An 18270-nucleotide genomic window follows, 5' to 3' on the forward strand; every position below is an offset into this window, starting at 1 on the left:
TTTTATTCTTTTATAATTCTCAGCTGTGTAGAAACCTCTTTTTCTGAAACTAATTTAATGAAATAAGTACCTGATGACAATTCACTTATGTTGATGTCAATCTGCTTTTCAGAATTTGTGAAAGAGAGCTGCTGTTTAAACACTATTTTTCCACTTACATCCATAACCTCTAGATTCATTGCTTTTTCAGAACTACTTGAAGTGGCAAGGGTTAATTTACCTTTAGTTGGGTTTGGGAAAATAGAATAGAGTGTTTTATTTAAAAGAAGCGTTTTTTCTCCTGAGCAAAACGAAACGGATGCGGTAAAAGCACTTGTTTTAGAACAACCATTTGCATCAACACCTGTACAATAATAAGTGGTTGTTACAGCTGGAGTAAATGTTAAAGAGCTACCTGCGGGCCCACCTGGATTCCAAGTGTAAGAAAGAGCTCCAGTCACATTGAGCGAAATAGACTCGTACAAACAAATCACTGTATCTTTACTGGATATTAAGACATCTGGAAGTGGGTTAACCAATATGGTTGTTGAAGCTGTTGGTTTACAACTACTGCCCGAAGCGCCGGTAACAGAGTACGTTGTAGTTACTGTAGGACTAACATTAATAATGGCACCACTTGTTGCATTGCTCCATGTATAGGTGCTTGCTCCTGAGGCAGTAAGTGAGACAACATCACCAGCACAAATTGCGTTCGAGCCGCTAATACTTATTGTAGAATTAGGAATAACAATTACACTAATTGTTTTAGAGGCCGAACATCCTACTGAGGTTCCTGTTACAGTGTAAACAGAAGACGATAATGGGGAATAAGTTGCTGTAGAGGAGGCTCCGCCACCGTTACTCCAACTATAAATGTTAGCGCCACTAGCTGAGAAAATAACTGAAGATCCCGCGCAAACAGACTGAGCACTGCTTGATACAACGAGGTTCGGAACATTTGAAATAGATAAAATTTGGCTATAAACAGTTCCAGAACCATTCACATTGCTTGCTTGAATACTCACGGTATAGTTTCCGCCACCCGGAAAGGTAATTATTGGATTTTGTGAATTTTGTGAACCAATCACAACACCTGCTGATGGGCTTACCGACCAACTCCAAGCTGTTGGACTGCCGGAAGATTGATCGGTAAAGGTTGAAGACGAGCCAGCACATATACCGCCTAAAGGAGGCGCAAAGTTACTAACGGGCGCAGTAGCACTAGTAGCAAGATTAACGACCCACACCCCTCTGCCATATGTTGCGGCATGTAATAAGGTTGGCGAAGCTGGCGAAATTTCTAAATCTGCAATAGGAGTGTTTGGGAGACCGGCATTATACAAGGTCCACGTAGAACTACCGTTATCTCGATAATAAATACCTACATCCATTCCTACGTATATTCTATCATTACTTCCGGGCTCGTATACACAGCAGTTAGCCGGGATGTTTGGTAAATTGCTTGAAACATTTGTCCATGAACTACCCCCGTTGCTTGTTACAAACACTTTGTTTCCGTTAGAGTAACCACTAAAAACTACCCAAGCATTATTAGGATCCAGAGGATCAATACTCACGAATTCAGGATTTAAAGAACTTACAGGTAAAGTCGAAGTTACATTTGACCAACTCGTACCCCCGTTAATAGTTTTATAAACGCCATTACTTTTTAGAACATAAATCACAAGGCTATTTGATGGAGCTACTGCAAACTCTCTAATAGTTCCAGTAGCTGGCATGGCGGTTAATTGAGTCCAGGAAACGCCAAGGTTGGTAGACTTAAAAAGATCGTTGTAACCCACATAAATTGTATTAGCGGTTTGTGGATCTTGTTTCCAGGGTGTAACCCAACCTGGAGTTCCTGTTAATCCGGTTACGGCTGAAGACCAGCTAGCTCCTCCATTGGTTGATCTTCGAAGCGCACCATTTTGATACTCACCAAACACATTGTTATCGTTAGTTCTATCATAAAAACAATCCATACCATCGCCACCCAACATGGCGTTATAGCTTGTGCCATTCCAGATACTTGTTCCGTTATCCTGATGACCTGTTATCCATTTATTTGCAGTTTGTGAAGACAAGCCAATTTTATATATCTGTGATATATTCATTGAACCTGAAATTTCTGTCCAGCCCGTTGAGTTACGTTTATAAACAGTGCCATCATTGGTATTATACAAATCGCCAATTGTCGTGTATTCTAAATCGTGTTGATCTGCGTGGGTAAATGGCGCGCCAGAACCCGTCCAATGCCCATAAATAGACCAATTAGAGCCACCATCTAAACTTCTCCAAACATTAACCCCTCCTGTAACTACCTCATCTTTATTCAAAGGAGAGACAGCGATACACAGGTCATACCATCCTTGTCCTCCGGTACCACTACCGTTGTTAGAACTATTTAAAATATTTGGCGTGCTTGACATCAAAGAAAAAGTTGTGCCACTTGAAGTTGAGCGGTATAATCCCAGAAATCCATTTGTAGAATTGTCGGAGGCTAAAACGTAAACGTAATTAGGGTCGTTCGCTGTTACCGCAACTGCCATACGTCCGGCGGCGGTTGTAATGCCTGAGGTTATTTGTGTAAAACTTGAACCACTGTTGGTGGAAATGCGCAAACTTGTACCTCCGGCGTAAATTGTAGTTGGATCGCCCGGTTTGAATTCAAGGTCATAACAATTTGAAGTAGAAACTTGTGTCCAGTTTGTTCCACCATTAATAGTTCTATAGATACCAGTATTGCAGGCAGCTAAAATAATCTGTGTGTTAGATGGGTTAATAATTAAACGTCGTATTAAAAAATTAGTAGAAACAGGGTTCGTTAAGCCAGTTGCAGACCAAGTTGAGCCGCCATTCGTGGTTTTTAAAACACCAATACTTCTTGTGTCGCCAGCGTCACCATCTCCGGTTGCTAAATACATTATACTTGTATTTGTAGGATCTATCGCTAAGTCAGAACAACCAAGTACCGAAAGATTGTCGGTATTTGTAGTCCAGGAAGTGCCGCTGTTAGTAGATTTCCACAAACCGCCTGCAGGAGTTCCAACCCACAATGTATTAGCATTTGTAGGATCAAAAGTTATAAAACCAATGCGGCCTGCTTTTAAAAACTGACCACCCGCATTGCCAGTGAGGGGTCCAAAAGGTCCCATTGCAGTCCATGTAGTAGATGCTATTAAATTTCCGCCATTACCAATAACTTTTCCGGGACCTGTTTGTTGTAATCCTTCTTGTTTTAGAAATTTCTCGTAGTTAATTGGGGTTAAATGTAATAATGATAAATCGCCTGAGGGGTAGACTCTTCTCTCAACAAAATTTTCCCAACGTTTAAAAGCCTTATAACCCTTGCCTTTTTCGTCTTTATCGTGAGCTAACCAATATTGGTTAAACTCTTGTTGTATCTCATAAAAATTGGCATCGGGAGCGTGCATTTTTTCTGCCCAGCTTTGACCGAAAATTAAATTATTAATTAAAAATAAAAACGGCAGATAAAATTTGAATTTCATGTGTAGTGTGTTAAATCTTGAACCAATAAAAATACAGTAATTTTACCTTAGTTTTACTTATCAACCCTAATTTTTAACTAAAACTAAATCAATTAAATTAGACAAGTTTATTTTTGAGGCATAGTGAGCTTATTAAAACCAACTGAGGTAAAAATTAAAGCGGTTCCTAATACAACAAACAAAACTGAAAAATTGGTTGCATCAACTAACAGGGCAGATAGAAATGGTCCTAATGTTTGTCCTATTCCCCAAGCTATAGTATAAAGCCCGGCGTATTGTCCGCGGTTTTTTTCATTCGATCGTGATATCCAGTAAGAGTTCATAAAAGGCATGGCCACTATTTCGCCAATCGTTATTAAAAGAATCATAAACAAAGAAATTAGTTTAGCATTGCCGGGTAATAATAAACTAAAAAAGGCCGCGGCGCATATAAACGTACCGAAACTTATAAAAAAAATTATTTTGTTTTTACGCTCTAATATATATACCAAAACCATTTCAACCCCAACAATGATGAGGCCGTTAACCGCCATAATTAAACCAATATAGCTTTCAGATAAAAATAAATTATCTCTAAAATATTTTGGAATAATTGTAAATAGTTGGAAAAAACAAAATCCAAAAATTGTGGTTAAGAATATAAACCACAAATAAGTTTTGTCTCTGTACGCTGATTGCGAAGCCGGCACCTCAACCTCAATAGCTTCTGGTTTTAATTCTAATCGTTTCGGTCTTAAAAAGATAAATAAAAAAACGGCCGCAATAATATTGGTAAAACCATCTACCCAAAATAATAACTCATAATTGTATGTAGCAATTAAACCACCTATTGACGCTCCAACTGCCCAACCCAGGTTTATTGCTAAACGGTTTAAAGAATAAGATCGCGTTCTGTTTTCATTAGAGCTGTAATGTGCTATTGCCGCAGAGTTTGCTGGCCGAAAGGACTCGTTAACAAGACTTAGTAAAAAAGTAAACAAACAAATGGAGCCAAATGATTTGAGTTGACCCAGAACTATAAATAGAATTCCACCAAAAAGTAGCGCATACATTTGTACTTTAAAAAAACCGATTTTGTCGGTAAACTTTCCGCCAAAATAAGCACCAACAATTGAACCAAGACCGAATAAACCCATCACTGTGCCAGCTTCCGCAAGCGTACGGTTCATTGTTTTTCCGGTAAGATACAATGTCATAAAAGGTAACACCATTGTACCACTTCTATTCACCAGCATAATGAGTGATAGCAACCAGGTTTGAGAAGAAAGACCTGTGAACGAAGTTTTATAGAGTGTGGCCGTGCGAGCAATCATATTAATATTGAAAGGAGTGTTTGGATTACAAATTTTGTACCAAGTTTAGAATTTCCATTTGCAACGTTTTTGTTTTATCGGCATTGTACCAGTTCTGAGAGATTAAACTTATGTCCTCATGAGTTTTATTTTCTCGCTTCATTTGTAAAACAAGTTCTTGAAGATTTGTTGGTCGCGGGCCCCAAACAAAAACTTCTTGCAATGTATCGTTGTTTACACAGATTAATTTGGGAATTGCTTTTGCGCCATTAGTAAGATAATTATTCATAATGTCGAGATTTTCATCTCTTAAAATAAGTTTTAATGTGATGTTTTTGCAAGCTTTTTCTATTAAATAACATATGGGTAAGTTTTGTGCAGCGTCACCACACCACCCTTCTGTAATTATTAAGAAGGTGTATTGCTTGGTAATTTTAGACAGGTCGTTTTCAAGTTCATTATTTAAAACGATCGTTTTTTCGAGCCGATGCATTCGTTGTAAATTGATTTTAGCGTAGTTAAGATATTCTGCACTTTGATTGGCACCTGTTGTTTTTCCTTGTGTAAGCAGGTTTTCTAAGAGTGCTTTGTAGTATGAATAACTCATTGCTTGATTTAGAAGTTCTTGTGTTATCATAGCCGGGTTTTCAAAAAATGTATTTTTATAAGAGTCTAAATTAGACAATTGCTCTTTAATGTATCTTAGTCACAAAAAGAATCTACGACTATTTAAGTTAATTTCATTGTTAATAAAGAATTCTCATGGCTTGAACAAAAGGAATGCAATTTCCTAATTTTAAAGCATGATGAAGACAAAAACAATCGCTTGCTTTCTGGGTCTTGCACTATTGATTTCCTGTGTGCCTGAAAGGAAACTAGAAGAAACAAAAACAAAACTAACTACCTGTGAAACTAACCTGGCTGATCTTAAAAAGAGCTCTATGGAGAATGAAGCTAAGTTAGCCCAACTAACCGAGCAGGCGACTAATAATGAGAAAGTGATTAGGGCCTTAAAAATGGACACAACCCATAATGGGAGTAGCCTTAGAAATCTTGTTTCTAAATATGACAAATTAGATCAACTTAACGGCCAGTTAATGGATCGACTAAATAAGTTAATGAGCGGCGCAGAAAAAGATAACGCGAAATTGAGCGGTGAACTTCAGATGACGACAGAGCAATTATTAAAAAAGCAAGATGAATTAAAACAGTTGGAGGTTGCGCTTAACAAACAGAAAGCAGATTTGGATAACCTTAACGTTGAACTTAAAAAACGAGAAGCGCGTGTAAATGAGTTACAAGATATTTTAAAAAAGAAGGATCAGGCTGCGGCTGACCTAAGAAAAAAACTAAGTGATGCCTTGGTTGGTTTTGAAAATAAAGGCTTAACAATAACACAAAGAAATGGAAAAGTTTATGTGAGTTTAGACGAGAGTTTATTGTTTGCTAGTGGAAAAACCAATGTAGAAGCGAAAGGAGTGGAGGCATTAAAAAATGTTGCCAATGTGCTGGAACAAAATCCGGATATAAACGTTATGGTAGAAGGACATACAGATGATGTGGCAATGAAAGGTTCGGGAGAGATAAAAGACAACTGGGATTTAAGCGTGATGCGTGCTACCTCGGTAACTAAAATACTATTGAATAGCGCAAAAATAGAACCTGAACGTATAATTTCAGCCGGAAGAGGAGAGTTTGTTCCACTAGATAAAGGCAAAACCCCTGAAGCCAGAAAGAAAAACAGACGGACAGAAATAATTTTGACACCTAAATTGGACGAGTTATTAAAAGTACTAGAAAGTAATTAATATTATATTGAAATTTTAAAAGTGAAATTATGGGCATGTTAAAAGAGTTTAAATCATTTGCAATTAGGGGCAACGTTATTGATTTAGCGATTGGTGTGGTTATTGGTGGTGCTTTTGGAAAAATAGTCGCTTCGCTTGTTGATGATATTATTACGCCCGCAGTTTTAACACCGGCACTAGAGGCCGCAAATCTCGCTGACCTTAACCAATTGGTTATTCCGGGTACAGCTATTAAATACGGTAATTTTGTCTCAACACTTATCTCTTTTGTCATTATAGCTTTTGTTTTATTTATGGTAATAAAGGCAATTAATGCAGCAAAGAAAAAAGAAGATGCTATACCGGCTGCTCCCCCAGAGCCTACTAATACCGAGAAATTATTGACTGAAATAAGAGATTCTCTTAAAAAGTAGATTTTTGCGGGTTAAACAATGACTTTGCTCCTTCAATTAACTTCTTAACAATTACATAACATTGTATTCTCTTTATATTAATGTAGTCGCGCGTATTTTACTCTCGATTAATAATTAATTTACATGAGAGCAATATTAAATTTACTTACACTTCTGGTTTTATGTTCGACATCGCTTTATTCACAGAATAGTGAAGCGGCACTGCCTAATGATAGTTTATCGAAAGAAATAAACCGTATAAAAAAAGATATTGCACAGCTTAAAAATTTAAAAATAAGCGGGTGGGTACAAGCTCAATTTCAAATTGCTGATACCAGAGGAATCTCTAACTATGAAGGCGGAACTTTTTCAGCCAATTCAGACAAACGTTTTATGATTCGTCGCGGGCGCGTGAAATTTACGTATAATGGAAAACACACTCAGTATGTTATGCAGTTAAATGGAACAGAAAGAGGATTAAATCTTACCGAAATATTTGCAACGGCAACCGATCCGTGGACTAAAGCTTTTTCCATTACTGCCGGCGTAATGAACAGACCATTTGGTTTTGAAATTGATCAATCCTCATCTGTAAGAGAGAGTCCGGAGCGTTCCCGTTACACTCAAATTTTAATGCCAAATGAGCGCGACTTAGGAGCAAAAATTGTAATTGCCCCTGGAGATAAAAGTAAACTGCATGGACTAAGATTGGATGCTGGATTCTATAACGGTCAAGGTATTTATGTACCGGGCACAAGCACTCCCGCAGGATATGCTGCGGGTACAACACCTCTTTTAGGTGTAAATGAAGTTGACTTTCAGAAGGATTTTATTGGAAGGTTGAGTTATTATAAAGGATTTAAAAACGATAAAATAAAAATTGGTATAGGCGTTTCACATTATAATGGGGGCAATACTTACCAGAATAATAAAGTATACGATCAAATTACAAATGATCAAGATGGCTTAAAAGTCTGGAAAATGGCAGATACTACCAACAAAACATTTAAAAACAAGACCGCGCCACGCATGTATTATGGTGCCGAGGCATTTTTTAGTATTAAAACAACGCTTGGAACTACAACTATTAGAGGTGAATATATTACAGGAACACAATCTGGTCAAAACAACAGCAGTAGCAGTCCATTTTTCTTACCTTCTTCAAAAGACACGTATATTAGAAACTTCAATGGCATGTACGCATATTTTATTCACAGAATAGCAAAAACAAAACATGAAATCGCTGTAAAATATGAGATTTATGATCCAAACACCAAAGTTGCAGGAAGAGATATTACAAGTGCTACTGTGAATGGACTTTCAAGCGCAGATATTAAGTTCACTCAATTGGGCCTTACCTATACGTATTATATGTACGAAAACGTAAAATTTATGTTTAACTACAATATCGTGACCAACGAAACAACCAATTTAAACGGGTTTACTAAAGATATTCGCGACAATATCCTGACAATTAGGATGCAATATAAATTTTAAGACATAGGTATCTTTTCTTAACATTAACTTAACATTCTGTTCTATATTTACAGATAGTTTTACCGATGTTTTAAAAATATACTTTATGTTTGGATTAGACACAACTTTAACGGTTCTTTTAATACTTTGTATTCTTTTAGCTTGTTTTTTTGAATTTATAAATGGCTTTCACGACACTGCCAATGCAGTAGCAACGGTTATTTACACCAATTCGATGAAGCCAACTGTAGCGGTTATATACAGTGGTTTATTAAATTTTTCGGGTGTGATGTTGGGCGGAATCGCCGTGGCAATGGGAATTGTAAACTTACTGCCGATGGATACATTGGTTGATTCTAATCCCTATCATGGTATTGCCATGGTTTTGGCTTTATTATTAAGTTCAATCATTTGGAATTTCGGTACCTGGTATTTTGGAATTCCCTCTTCCAGTTCGCACACATTAATCGGTTCAATTCTTGGAATAGGGATTGCCTTTTATTTTTTACCTGGAGAGGTGGGCGCAAGTGCTGTTAATTGGGATAAGGCAAAAGATACCGGAGCAGCTCTATTATTATCGCCGTTACTGGGATTTTCGGCTGCAATCATTATAATGTTTGTATTTAAACGCTTAGTCACTAATGAGGTTATTTACAAAGAACCCATTCCAGGTAAAAAGCCACCTATTTGGATTCGCATGTTATTATGGTTAACCTGTGGAATGGTAAGTTTTTTCCATGGTCAAAATGATGGCCAAAAAGGAGTAGGATTAATCATGTTAATTTTGATTGCCGTTTTACCTGCGCAGTTTTCAGTAGACTCTAGTATTAATCTCCAAAGCACTACAGGAAATATTAATAAGATTGAAGCCTTAATGATTAAAGCTGATACAAGTGTATTAGCCGCAAAGGAAAAAAAGCTTCATGCAGACTTACTTTTACACGCGGGCCACTTTAAAACTATAACAGAGGGAAAATTTAGTACAGAAGAAATATCATTAAAAGATCGTTTTTCCCTAAGAAAGGATGTTATAAAAATTACAAAGGGTGCTGATAAAATGATTAGCGGTGGAAATTTAGCGCTAAGTTTAAATGAGATAAGCGAATTAAAAAAAGAGATTAAAGCCACAAAAAAACTAGTAGAATTTGCGCCAACATGGGTAATAATTTTAATATCAGTGTGTTTAGGTTTGGGTACAATGGTAGGTTGGAAACGCATTGTAAAAACTGTTGGAGAGAAGATCGGTAAACAACACATGAGTTATGCGCAGGGTGCAAGTGCTGAGATAGTAGCGTCTATTGGAATTGGACTTGCAAGCTGGAAAGGACTTCCTGTTAGTACTACGCATATGTTATCATCAGGTATTGCCGGATCGATGGTGGCGAAGAAGGGATTAAAGAATCTACAAAAGGGAACTGTAAAAACAATTGCTCTTACATGGGTGCTTACTCTTCCTGTTACAATTATTTTATCAGCGTCTTTATTTTTATTATTTAGAGCGATTTTATAAATCAAAATATTTTATTAGAAAGCGCAACTATTTTTGTTGCGCTTTTTTTATGCCTATATAATTGCTTACTTTATAATATTAAACAATCACTGAAAATAGTTGTCGTTTGCACCATGTTGTTTGCAACAATCGTGCATTTTGGTTTAGTTGCTATTCATGCTAATCCTTACCCAATTAGCAAAAGTAAGCTTGATTATTATGCCGAATGGTATTCATATCCCTTTTTTACACAAAACTGGAATTTGTTTGCTCCAGTGCCAAACACTAACTACAAACTTTTTGTAGAGTATGAGGATAAAGAATATGGTAGCCATCGAATTCAAAAAAAGGACATCTTCCAAGAAATACTTTTTAAACATCAAACGAATCGTTTAAAAGGCTACGGGCCTCTACTGCTTGCCTTTTCAAACAGCATCCATTATTTTGAAAAAAACACAGACAAAATAAAAAGTTTAAACGGGCCAATACTTAACGCCCCTTATTTTGATATACTAAAGAATAGTGCTTTAAATTATATTAGATCGACTCAGAAAACCAAGATCGAAAAAATGAAAATGATATTATATGTTCAATCTGTAGATACAAATTTTACAAGAGTCTATTATAATTAAAAAACATACTCTTTTTACACTTGTTATCTTCTTTAGTATTGTTTAATTTTAAACCAAACCTTTACACTATGCAACGCTATTATGTTAAACCAGATTACACTGTAACTACTTGGGAGTTATTAAAACCTTATTTCGAGGAATTAAAAGAGCGCAAACTTAACTCTTCTGAAGAATTAGAAAAATGGTTGAAAGATTACAGTGAATTGGGGGCCGTTGTAGGAGAGAATATGGCTTGGCGCTATATTAGAATGACCTGCGATACAACGAATACGGAGTTGCGGGATCGTTTTAATGATTTTGTTCAAAACATTGAGCCGCACATGGCACCAATTGCCAATGATTTGAATGTAAAGTTAATGGCTTCGCCTTATAAAGATAAACTCACAAAAACAGGCTACGATATTTATTTAAGAGGCATAAAAAATAGCATCGATCTTTTTAGAGAAGAAAACATTCCGCTTAACACACAATTACAAGAATTGGAACAACAGTTCGGTGAAATTAACGGAGCACAGAGCATTGAGCATGAAGGAGAAAAAATAACATTACAAAAAGCATCGGTTTATCTAAAAGATTTGGATAGAACAGTTCGCGAAACGGTTTATAAAAAAGTTCAAAAACGCAGAGCAGAAGATGAGGGAGCATTGAATGACTTATTCACTAAGTTAATTAACCTTCGACACCAAGTCTCTTTGAATGCGGGATTTAAAAACTATAGAGATTATAAACACCAATCCTTAGCCCGTTTTGATTATAGCGTACAAGATTGTTTAAATTTTCACGAAGCTGTTAAACTACACGCTGTGCCACTTATAAACGAGCACGATAAAAGACGTAAAGAAAAACTAAAGCTGGCAGACTACCGTCCCTGGGATACCTCTGTGGATGAAGAAGGACTGCCACCTTTAAAGCCATTTGCGAATGCACAAGAATTAATTGATCGCACCATTGAGTGTTTCAATAAACTCGACCCTTTTTTTGGCGAGTGTATTGATACCATGCAAAAACTAAAACGATTAGATTTGGATAGTCGTTTAGGTAAGGCGCCAGGTGGATATCAATATCCATTATATGAAACGGATGTACCTTTTATTTTTATGAATTCAGTGGGATTGCATCGCGATTTAGTAACCATGGTTCATGAAGGTGGACACGCCATTCACTCTTTCTTAGATTTTGATTTAGAATTGGTAGATTTTAAATCACCTCCAAGTGAAGTAGCTGAACTTGCAAGCATGAGTATGGAGTTGATGAGCATGGAGCATTGGGATGTGTTTTTTAAAAATGAAGATGAATTGAAACGCGCAAAACGTCAGCAATTGGAAAGTGTGATGGATACATTGCCATGGATTGCAGCGATAGATCGCTTTCAACACTGGATTTACAAAAACCCTGATCATACTACCGAACAGCGCTACGAAGAGTGGGAAAGAATTATTGAGGACTTTGGCAGCGATGAAATTAACTACAAAGGTCTTGAAGATAATTTGAGACGTCGTTGGCAGGTACAATTGCATTTGTTTGAAGTACCGTTTTATTATATCGAATATGGTTTTGCTCAACTAGGCGCTATTGCTGTTTGGCGCAATTATAAAACTAATCCTAAAAAAGCAGTTGAAAATTATAAAAAAGCGCTGGCTTTGGGATACACAAAATCAATTCCAAAAATTTACGAAGCCGCAGGAGTCAAATTTGATTTCAGTCCTGATTACATTAAAGAGCTAATGGATTTTGTAAAAGCGGAATACGAGAAGATTTAGTTTTCGCTTCTATTAACCACATAAGAAACATAAGTTCACATAAGTATGGTTAACCCTTATGTTGTCTTGTGTTTCTTATGTGGGTTGTATTTAGGAGCTAGGCTAACTCAGTCACCACACCATTATCGAAAGTAAGTGTTCGCGATTTAAATTTGTTGTAGACTAACATATCATGCGTGGCGAAAAGAACGGCACGACCTGTATCACTGAGATCTTTAAGTAAAACTAAAATTTCTTCTGAAGTGGCAGGATCTAAATTACCAGTTGGCTCATCTGCTAAGATCAATTCTGGATCGTTTACCAAAGCACGTCCAATACTTACACGTTGTTGCTCACCACCAGAAAGTTCATGTGGCATTTTATTTTCTTTGCCCTCTAGATTTACCTTTTTAAATACCTCGTAGATGCGTTCTTTAATTTTTGCCTCGTCTCTCCAGCCTGTTGCTTTCATTACGAATTTAAGATTGTTGTATATACTACGATCACCTAATAATTGAAAATCTTGAAACACAATTCCTAACTTCCTTCTTAAATAGGGAATTTCTCTTTGTTTTAAATGTGGTAGATCAAAACCACAACAATTGGCATCGCCTACTTTTACAGGAAGGTCACCATATAAGGTTTTTAAAAAACTACTTTTCCCGCTTCCTGTTTTACCGAGCAAATACACAAATTCACCTTTATTAACTTCTAGACTTAGGTCAGAAACAACAGGACGCTCGTCTTGAAAGATGGTAACATTGGTATACTTGATTAACTCACTCATAAAAACCTCTAAGGTAGAATGAATGTAACTTTTATCGCTAATCAACTTATACCAATATCAACACAAGCGGGTTAATAACTGTAAGCCATTATAGCAAAAGCGCGCCTTTAAGAAAACTAAATTTATTGAGATAAAATTTTACCTGATTTAGTAGTAATGAAGTATCTAATAAAGACGAGCTTTACGTTGCTTTTTATTTTAACTGGACTAGCAATTAAGGCGCAAAGAACCGCCATATATGCAGATCAGGATGTGATTTATAAACAGGGACTAGAATTGTTTGATAAAAAACAATTTGCAAGTGCGCAGGAAAGTTTTGTTGAATTTTCTGCCAAAACAAAATCAACACTTTTAAAAGAAGACGCCACCTATTATGCTGCAGCCTGCGGAATAGAATTGTTTAACAAAGACAGCGAATGGCTCATGCGTGAATTCATCGCTAAGAATCCATCAAGTACCCGCATTAACAGTGCCTGGTTTTATCTTGGCAAATCAAATTTTCGCAAAAAAAAATACGATACAACCATTGAGTATTTAGAAAAAATAGATGAATACAAATTAGACAAAGAACAATTGGCTGAGTTATATTTCAAGCGGGGTTATAGTTATTTACAAGAAAAAAATGATGAAAAAGCTAAAGCAGATTTTTACGAAATAAAGGATGTAGAAAATAAATATAGCGCTCCGGCTGCTTACTACTATGCCCATCTTGCTTACAAAGAAAAAAACTATGAAATCGCTTTGCAAGGATTTAACAAGTTAGTAGGTAACGAAACTTTTGGAAGTGTGGTGCCTTACTATATCACACAAATTTATTTCATTCAAGGTAAATTTGAAAAGGTGGTAAAAGAAGCGCCAAAATTGTTAAACGACACAGCATACATTCAGAAAGCAGGCGATATTAATCGCATGATTGGCGAAAGTTATTTCAACATGAAAGAGTATGCAAATGCTTTAATCTATCTTAAAAAAACTGAATTGGGTTATGGAATGAATGCGCAGGGCAATTATGTTTTAGGATTTTGTTATTATAAAATGAAAGACTATACTAACGCAGAACGCAACTTACAAAAAGCAACTGAAGGGAAAGATTCTGTAGCTCAAAGTGCTTGGTATCACATGGCCGATTGCGATATTAAGTTAGGCGAGAAATTGAAAGCTAAGAACGCTTTTTACAGCGCCTATCAGTTAAACTTCGATAAAAAAATAACCGAAGACGCGCTTTTTAGCTTTGCTAAATTGAGTTATGAATTAGATTTTAATCCATACAACGAAGCTGTAAAAGGGTTTACGAAATACATAAATGAATACCCTAAATCGCCGAGAAAAGATGAGGTGTATAATTTTTTAATCAATGTTTATTCAACAACTAAAAATTACGCAGCCGCGGTTATTAGTATGGAGAGTATCGAGAACATGGATCCAATACTGAAAGTTACGTATCAAAAATTAATATATTTCAGAGGCGTTGAGTTTTTTAACAATGGCGATTTGGATAATGCCGAAGTACAATTTAAAAAATCGTTGCTGCAAAATACGGATATGGCATTAAATTCTTTATCTCAATATTGGTTAGCAGAGATTTCTTATTTAAGAAAAAACTACACAACCGCTATAGAAGGATGGAAAAAATTTCAGGTTACACAAGGCGCAACAAGTCTTATGGAATATGACTTAAGTAACTATGCAATTGGTTATGCCTATTTTCACCGTAAGGATAAAGACGATTACACTAATGCAAATATTTCGTTTCGCAAATTTTTATTAACCAAGAATAGTTACGATGAAAATAAAATAGCGGATGCAAATATTCGTACCGCCGATGCTTATTTTATGAACCGTGATTTTATTCAGGCTTCCGATTATTACAAAAAGGCTATAGCCTTGAATAAAATCGATGTGGATTATTCTTTGTATCAAAAGGCTTTATGCGACGGTCTAAATAAAAACTACATTGAGAAAATTGCTGAACTTAAAAAAATTGAAACACGTCATCCGCACTCAAATTACATAGTACCAACATTAAACGAAATAGCGGAGACTTATTACAACAATGTGAAGGATGAAGACAATGCGATTCTTTATTATGAACGAATTTTGAAAAACTTTCCAAACTCAAGTGCGGTGAACACCTCGTATGCACAATTGGGAAACATTTATTTTAATCGCAAACAAGACGATAAAGCTTTGGAGTACTTTGACAAGTTTGTTAGGACTGACGCTAAGAGCGAAGCGGCAAAAGATGTATTGCAGCAAATTAAAAAGATCTTTGAAGCAAAAGGCGATGTAGATGCAATGACTGCTTATTTTGCTTCAGTTGGAAATCCTTTATCGGAAGATCAGATTGAAAAGGCAAGTTATCAAACCGCTTACGACGCATTTTACACGGATAATAATTGCGACATAGCAATGCCTAAATGGGAGACTTATATTTCTAAATTTCCAAATGGCAGACATATTTCGGAAGCACAATTTCGTTTTGCTGAATGCGCCTACAGCAAGAGCATGTTCGAAAAAGCGATTCCTTCGTACCAATATATTATAACACGCCCTCGTTCTGTGTACAGCGAAGTATCACTTGCTAAAACGTCGTATTTGTATTATAAAGACAAAAAGTACGCGGAAGCACTTCCTTTGTTTCAGCAGTTGCAGGAAATAGCTGAAACACCTTCTAATAAAAGCGCAGGAAAGTTCGGCGCTATGCGGTGCGCGTTTTATATGAAGGAGTATACAGTGGCATTAAACGAATGCACCAAAGTATTAAATACTGAAAAACTCACCCCACAAGAAACAAGCGAAGCTAAATATATTAAGGCGAAGTCGCTTTACGAAACAAAACGATTGGATGATGCGCTGATAGAATTCACAGCAATGACGAAAGCAGCGAAAAATGTGACAGGAGCCGAAGCATACTATTATATTGGAAGAATTCAGTTTGCTAAACAAGATTATAAAGAAGTTGAAAAAACAATTAATAAATTAATTAGTTACGAATACAGCAACGACGATTGGAATAATAAGGGAATGCTGCTTTTAGCAGATTCCTATATTGCATTGAAAGATGACGCTAATGCTCAGGTTGTTCTTGAAAGCGTTATTGGAGCAAAAATTAAACAGGAATATGTAGATGAGGCGAATAGCCGATTAGCAGCATTAAAAGAAAGACAAATTAAAGAATTGTCTCCTGTTGAAAATAAAGGAGCAACACAACAAGGCAATGAAATGAAAGTGGAATTTAATCAAACAAAAAAGGACAGCGCTTTATTTAATAACGAGCCAGAAGTAATACAAGTGCCAGCACCAACCACAACTATTAGCGAACAACCAAAATAAGTAAGTAACATGAACTCAGGAAAGACCTATAACGAAGAGACGAGTGCTACATCTTTTTTGAATAAAAGACGGAAAAAGCAGATAGAATGGATATTGATCTTTCTTTTTGTTTGTGCTTACGCCGTAATAACGTTTGCGCAAACCGGCTTAAACGACCTTAGTTTTACGGCTGATAGTAAATTTCAACCAACTATTAAAGACGCAAAAAAGTTTTCAGATTTACCTGAAATAAAAGACAGCGTGCAACGTATAGATAATATTAAGTATACGATAACAAGTGCTCCAATTTTTCCAAAATACCAAACGCAGCCCATTGATGCAGCGAAACTACAGAACGAACCATTAAATAAATTATACCACTCTTTATTAAAATTAGGCTATGGCCCAATTTATAATATGCCATACGGTGAATTTTGGATAGCAAATACGCGTTCAAAGGAAAGTAGTTATGGAGCACACCTAAAACATTTTTCAAGTAGCGGCACAGTAAAAGACGCAGGGTATGGTGGATTTAGCGACAATGTGATTAATGTGTTTGGAAAACGTTTTTATAAAAAACACACGCTAAGCGGCGACCTTAATTACGAAAGAAATGTCGTTCACTATTATGGTTACGATACGAAACTAAACACGCTCGATAAAAACTATACACGTCAACGTTATCAATTGTTTGAGCCAAAAATTCAATTGTTAAGTCATTATACAGACAGTACACATATCAATCATAACATAAATTTGAGTTATTACAACCTTCAAAATCTTTTTAGAGAAACTGAAAACAATGTAAAGCTGAACGCACTTGGAACTGGTTTTATAAATAAAGAAAAATTAAATGTTGGATTTCTTGCAGATTTTTATAACCACAAACAGGCCAATGATAGCATGAACGATCTTATTGTAAGCATTAGTCCTTCGTTTGAAGCGAATGGTAAAAAGTGGCATGCAGATATGGGCGTTACGGGGACTCTGGATAATTTTAATAAGACAACTAAATTTTATTTTTATCCGCAGTTAAATTTACATTATGATGTTTATGAAAGTCTGGTTATTCCTTATGCAGGGGTAACAGGTAAATTAGTCAAAAACAGCATGCGTAGTTTAACGAGTGAAAATGCATTCATTGATACAACCATTAATTATAAAAACACAAATAACAAATACAATCTTTTTGGAGGATTAAGAGGTAATCTAAGTAGTAATACATCTTACGACGCCAAAGTAAATTACGCGCAGTACGACAACCTTCATTTTTTTGTTATTGATTACTCTGGTAATAATTTATTATATAATCAGTTTAATGTTTTGTATGATAACACCAGTGTCTTAACCATTAGCGGACAACTGAAATATCACTACAAAGAGAAGTGGAACTTTATAGGAAAAGGAAACTATTATATTTATAAAACAAAAACATTAATACACGCGTATCATAAGCCTGATTTCGATCTAACACTTTCGTCGGTTTATAATATGCAAAGCAAACTTATATTTAGAGCGGATGTGTTTTTTATGGGTAAGCAATGGGCTTTGACTCAAGCGGATGATGGTGTAACCAAAACGTTGAAACCAAAACAAATTAATGGTTGGCTTGATATTAATTTAGAAGCCGAGTACCGTTACAGCAAAATGTTGAGTTTTTTCGCGAGATTTAACAACATAGCGAGTCAACGCTATTACCGTTGGGAGCATTATCTTAGTCAACGCTTTAATTTTATGGTGGGCTTAACGTTTGTTCCTTTTTAAGTTAGCGAAAACTTCCTAAATCAAGCGGCAACAAATTCTTTCGTGCTAATTCTTGAATCCGATAGATATCGGATTCGTGGCTTTGTGAGAG

Annotated in this window: 12 protein-coding genes; 8 read left to right on the forward strand and 4 right to left on the reverse strand. The window is 36.0% G+C overall.

The window, feature by feature from the left end; all coding sequences use genetic code 11:
* Nucleotides 1–2: 2 nt before the first annotated feature.
* From P2086_RS04480 to P2086_RS04490, 3 genes are all read right to left on the reverse strand, one after another.
* Nucleotides 3–3488 carry a VPS10 domain-containing protein gene (locus P2086_RS04480; RefSeq protein WP_317899237.1) on the reverse strand — a complete coding sequence of 1162 codons (3486 nt, stop codon included), beginning with the start codon at nt 3486–3488 and terminating at the stop codon, nt 3–5.
* Between the two features lie 107 nt (nt 3489–3595).
* Nucleotides 3596–4801, reverse strand: coding sequence for an MFS transporter (locus tag P2086_RS04485; protein ID WP_317899238.1), 1206 nt, complete (start codon nt 4799–4801; stop codon nt 3596–3598).
* A 25-nt stretch (nt 4802–4826) separates the two neighbouring features.
* Complete coding sequence (locus P2086_RS04490) at nt 4827–5417, reverse strand: thioredoxin family protein (protein ID WP_317899239.1); 591 nt, start codon at nt 5415–5417, stop codon at nt 4827–4829.
* A gap of 166 nt (nt 5418–5583) precedes the next feature.
* Between P2086_RS04490 and P2086_RS04495 the strand changes: the two genes are divergently transcribed.
* The 6 genes from P2086_RS04495 to P2086_RS04520 all read left to right on the forward strand — a co-directional run bounded on the left by P2086_RS04495 (nt 5584) and on the right by P2086_RS04520 (nt 12337).
* Nucleotides 5584–6588 carry an OmpA family protein gene (locus tag P2086_RS04495; RefSeq protein ID WP_317899240.1) on the forward strand — a complete coding sequence of 335 codons (1005 nt, stop codon included), beginning with the start codon at nt 5584–5586 and terminating at the stop codon, nt 6586–6588.
* A gap of 29 nt (nt 6589–6617) precedes the next feature.
* Nucleotides 6618–7001 (forward strand): large-conductance mechanosensitive channel protein MscL, encoded by a 384-nt coding sequence (gene mscL / locus P2086_RS04500; protein WP_396127457.1) that lies wholly within the window; start codon nt 6618–6620, stop codon nt 6999–7001.
* Between the two features lie 123 nt (nt 7002–7124).
* Complete coding sequence (locus P2086_RS04505) at nt 7125–8477, forward strand: putative porin (RefSeq protein WP_317899242.1); 1353 nt, start codon at nt 7125–7127, stop codon at nt 8475–8477.
* An 85-nt stretch (nt 8478–8562) separates the two neighbouring features.
* Nucleotides 8563–9966, forward strand: coding sequence for an inorganic phosphate transporter (locus P2086_RS04510; RefSeq protein WP_317899243.1), 1404 nt, complete (start codon nt 8563–8565; stop codon nt 9964–9966).
* Nucleotides 9967–10079: 113 nt separating this feature from the next.
* On the forward strand, nt 10080–10577 hold the full coding sequence (locus P2086_RS04515) for a DUF5819 family protein (RefSeq protein WP_317899244.1): 498 nt from the start codon (nt 10080–10082) through the stop codon (nt 10575–10577).
* A gap of 68 nt (nt 10578–10645) precedes the next feature.
* Entirely contained in the window at nt 10646–12337 is a 1692-nt protein-coding gene (locus tag P2086_RS04520; protein ID WP_317899245.1) for a M3 family oligoendopeptidase, read from the forward strand.
* Between the two features lie 97 nt (nt 12338–12434).
* On the opposite strand, the gene P2086_RS04525 is transcribed toward P2086_RS04520, so the two are convergent.
* On the reverse strand, nt 12435–13103 hold the full coding sequence (locus P2086_RS04525) for a cell division ATP-binding protein FtsE (protein WP_317899246.1): 669 nt from the start codon (nt 13101–13103) through the stop codon (nt 12435–12437).
* Between the two features lie 156 nt (nt 13104–13259).
* Between P2086_RS04525 and P2086_RS04530 the strand changes: the two genes are divergently transcribed.
* Both P2086_RS04530 and P2086_RS04535 read left to right on the forward strand, forming a co-directional pair.
* Nucleotides 13260–16436: a tetratricopeptide repeat protein gene (locus P2086_RS04530; RefSeq protein WP_317899247.1), complete on the forward strand. Its 3177-nt coding sequence runs from the start codon at nt 13260–13262 to the stop codon at nt 16434–16436.
* Between the two features lie 9 nt (nt 16437–16445).
* Nucleotides 16446–18179, forward strand: a complete 1734-nt coding sequence (locus P2086_RS04535; protein ID WP_317899248.1) for a hypothetical protein — start codon at nt 16446–16448, stop codon at nt 18177–18179.
* Nucleotides 18180–18270 lie beyond the last annotated feature (91 nt).

Source organism: Aurantibacillus circumpalustris (assembly GCF_029625215.1).
GTDB lineage: Bacteria > Bacteroidota > Bacteroidia > B-17B0 > Aurantibacillaceae > Aurantibacillus > Aurantibacillus circumpalustris.

Excerpts from the sequence above, each read along its gene's own strand:
- P2086_RS04535 (WP_317899248.1), top strand. The coding sequence starts at position 16,446 with ATGAACTCAGGAAAGACCTATAACGAAGAGACGAGTGCTACATCTTTT.
- P2086_RS04505 (WP_317899242.1), top strand. The coding sequence starts at position 7,125 with ATGAGAGCAATATTAAATTTACTTACACTTCTGGTTTTATGTTCGACA.
- mscL (WP_396127457.1), top strand. The coding sequence starts at position 6,618 with ATGGGCATGTTAAAAGAGTTTAAATCATTTGCAATTAGGGGCAACGTT.
- P2086_RS04495 (WP_317899240.1), top strand. The coding sequence starts at position 5,584 with ATGATGAAGACAAAAACAATCGCTTGCTTTCTGGGTCTTGCACTATTG.
- P2086_RS04490 (WP_317899239.1), bottom strand. The coding sequence starts at position 5,417 with ATGATAACACAAGAACTTCTAAATCAAGCAATGAGTTATTCATACTAC.
- P2086_RS04510 (WP_317899243.1), top strand. The coding sequence starts at position 8,563 with ATGTTTGGATTAGACACAACTTTAACGGTTCTTTTAATACTTTGTATT.
- P2086_RS04485 (WP_317899238.1), bottom strand. The coding sequence starts at position 4,801 with ATGATTGCTCGCACGGCCACACTCTATAAAACTTCGTTCACAGGTCTT.
- P2086_RS04515 (WP_317899244.1), top strand. The coding sequence starts at position 10,080 with ATGTTGTTTGCAACAATCGTGCATTTTGGTTTAGTTGCTATTCATGCT.
- P2086_RS04520 (WP_317899245.1), top strand. The coding sequence starts at position 10,646 with ATGCAACGCTATTATGTTAAACCAGATTACACTGTAACTACTTGGGAG.
- P2086_RS04525 (WP_317899246.1), bottom strand. The coding sequence starts at position 13,103 with ATGAGTGAGTTAATCAAGTATACCAATGTTACCATCTTTCAAGACGAG.
- P2086_RS04530 (WP_317899247.1), top strand. The coding sequence starts at position 13,260 with ATGAAGTATCTAATAAAGACGAGCTTTACGTTGCTTTTTATTTTAACT.
- P2086_RS04480 (WP_317899237.1), bottom strand. The coding sequence starts at position 3,488 with ATGAAATTCAAATTTTATCTGCCGTTTTTATTTTTAATTAATAATTTA.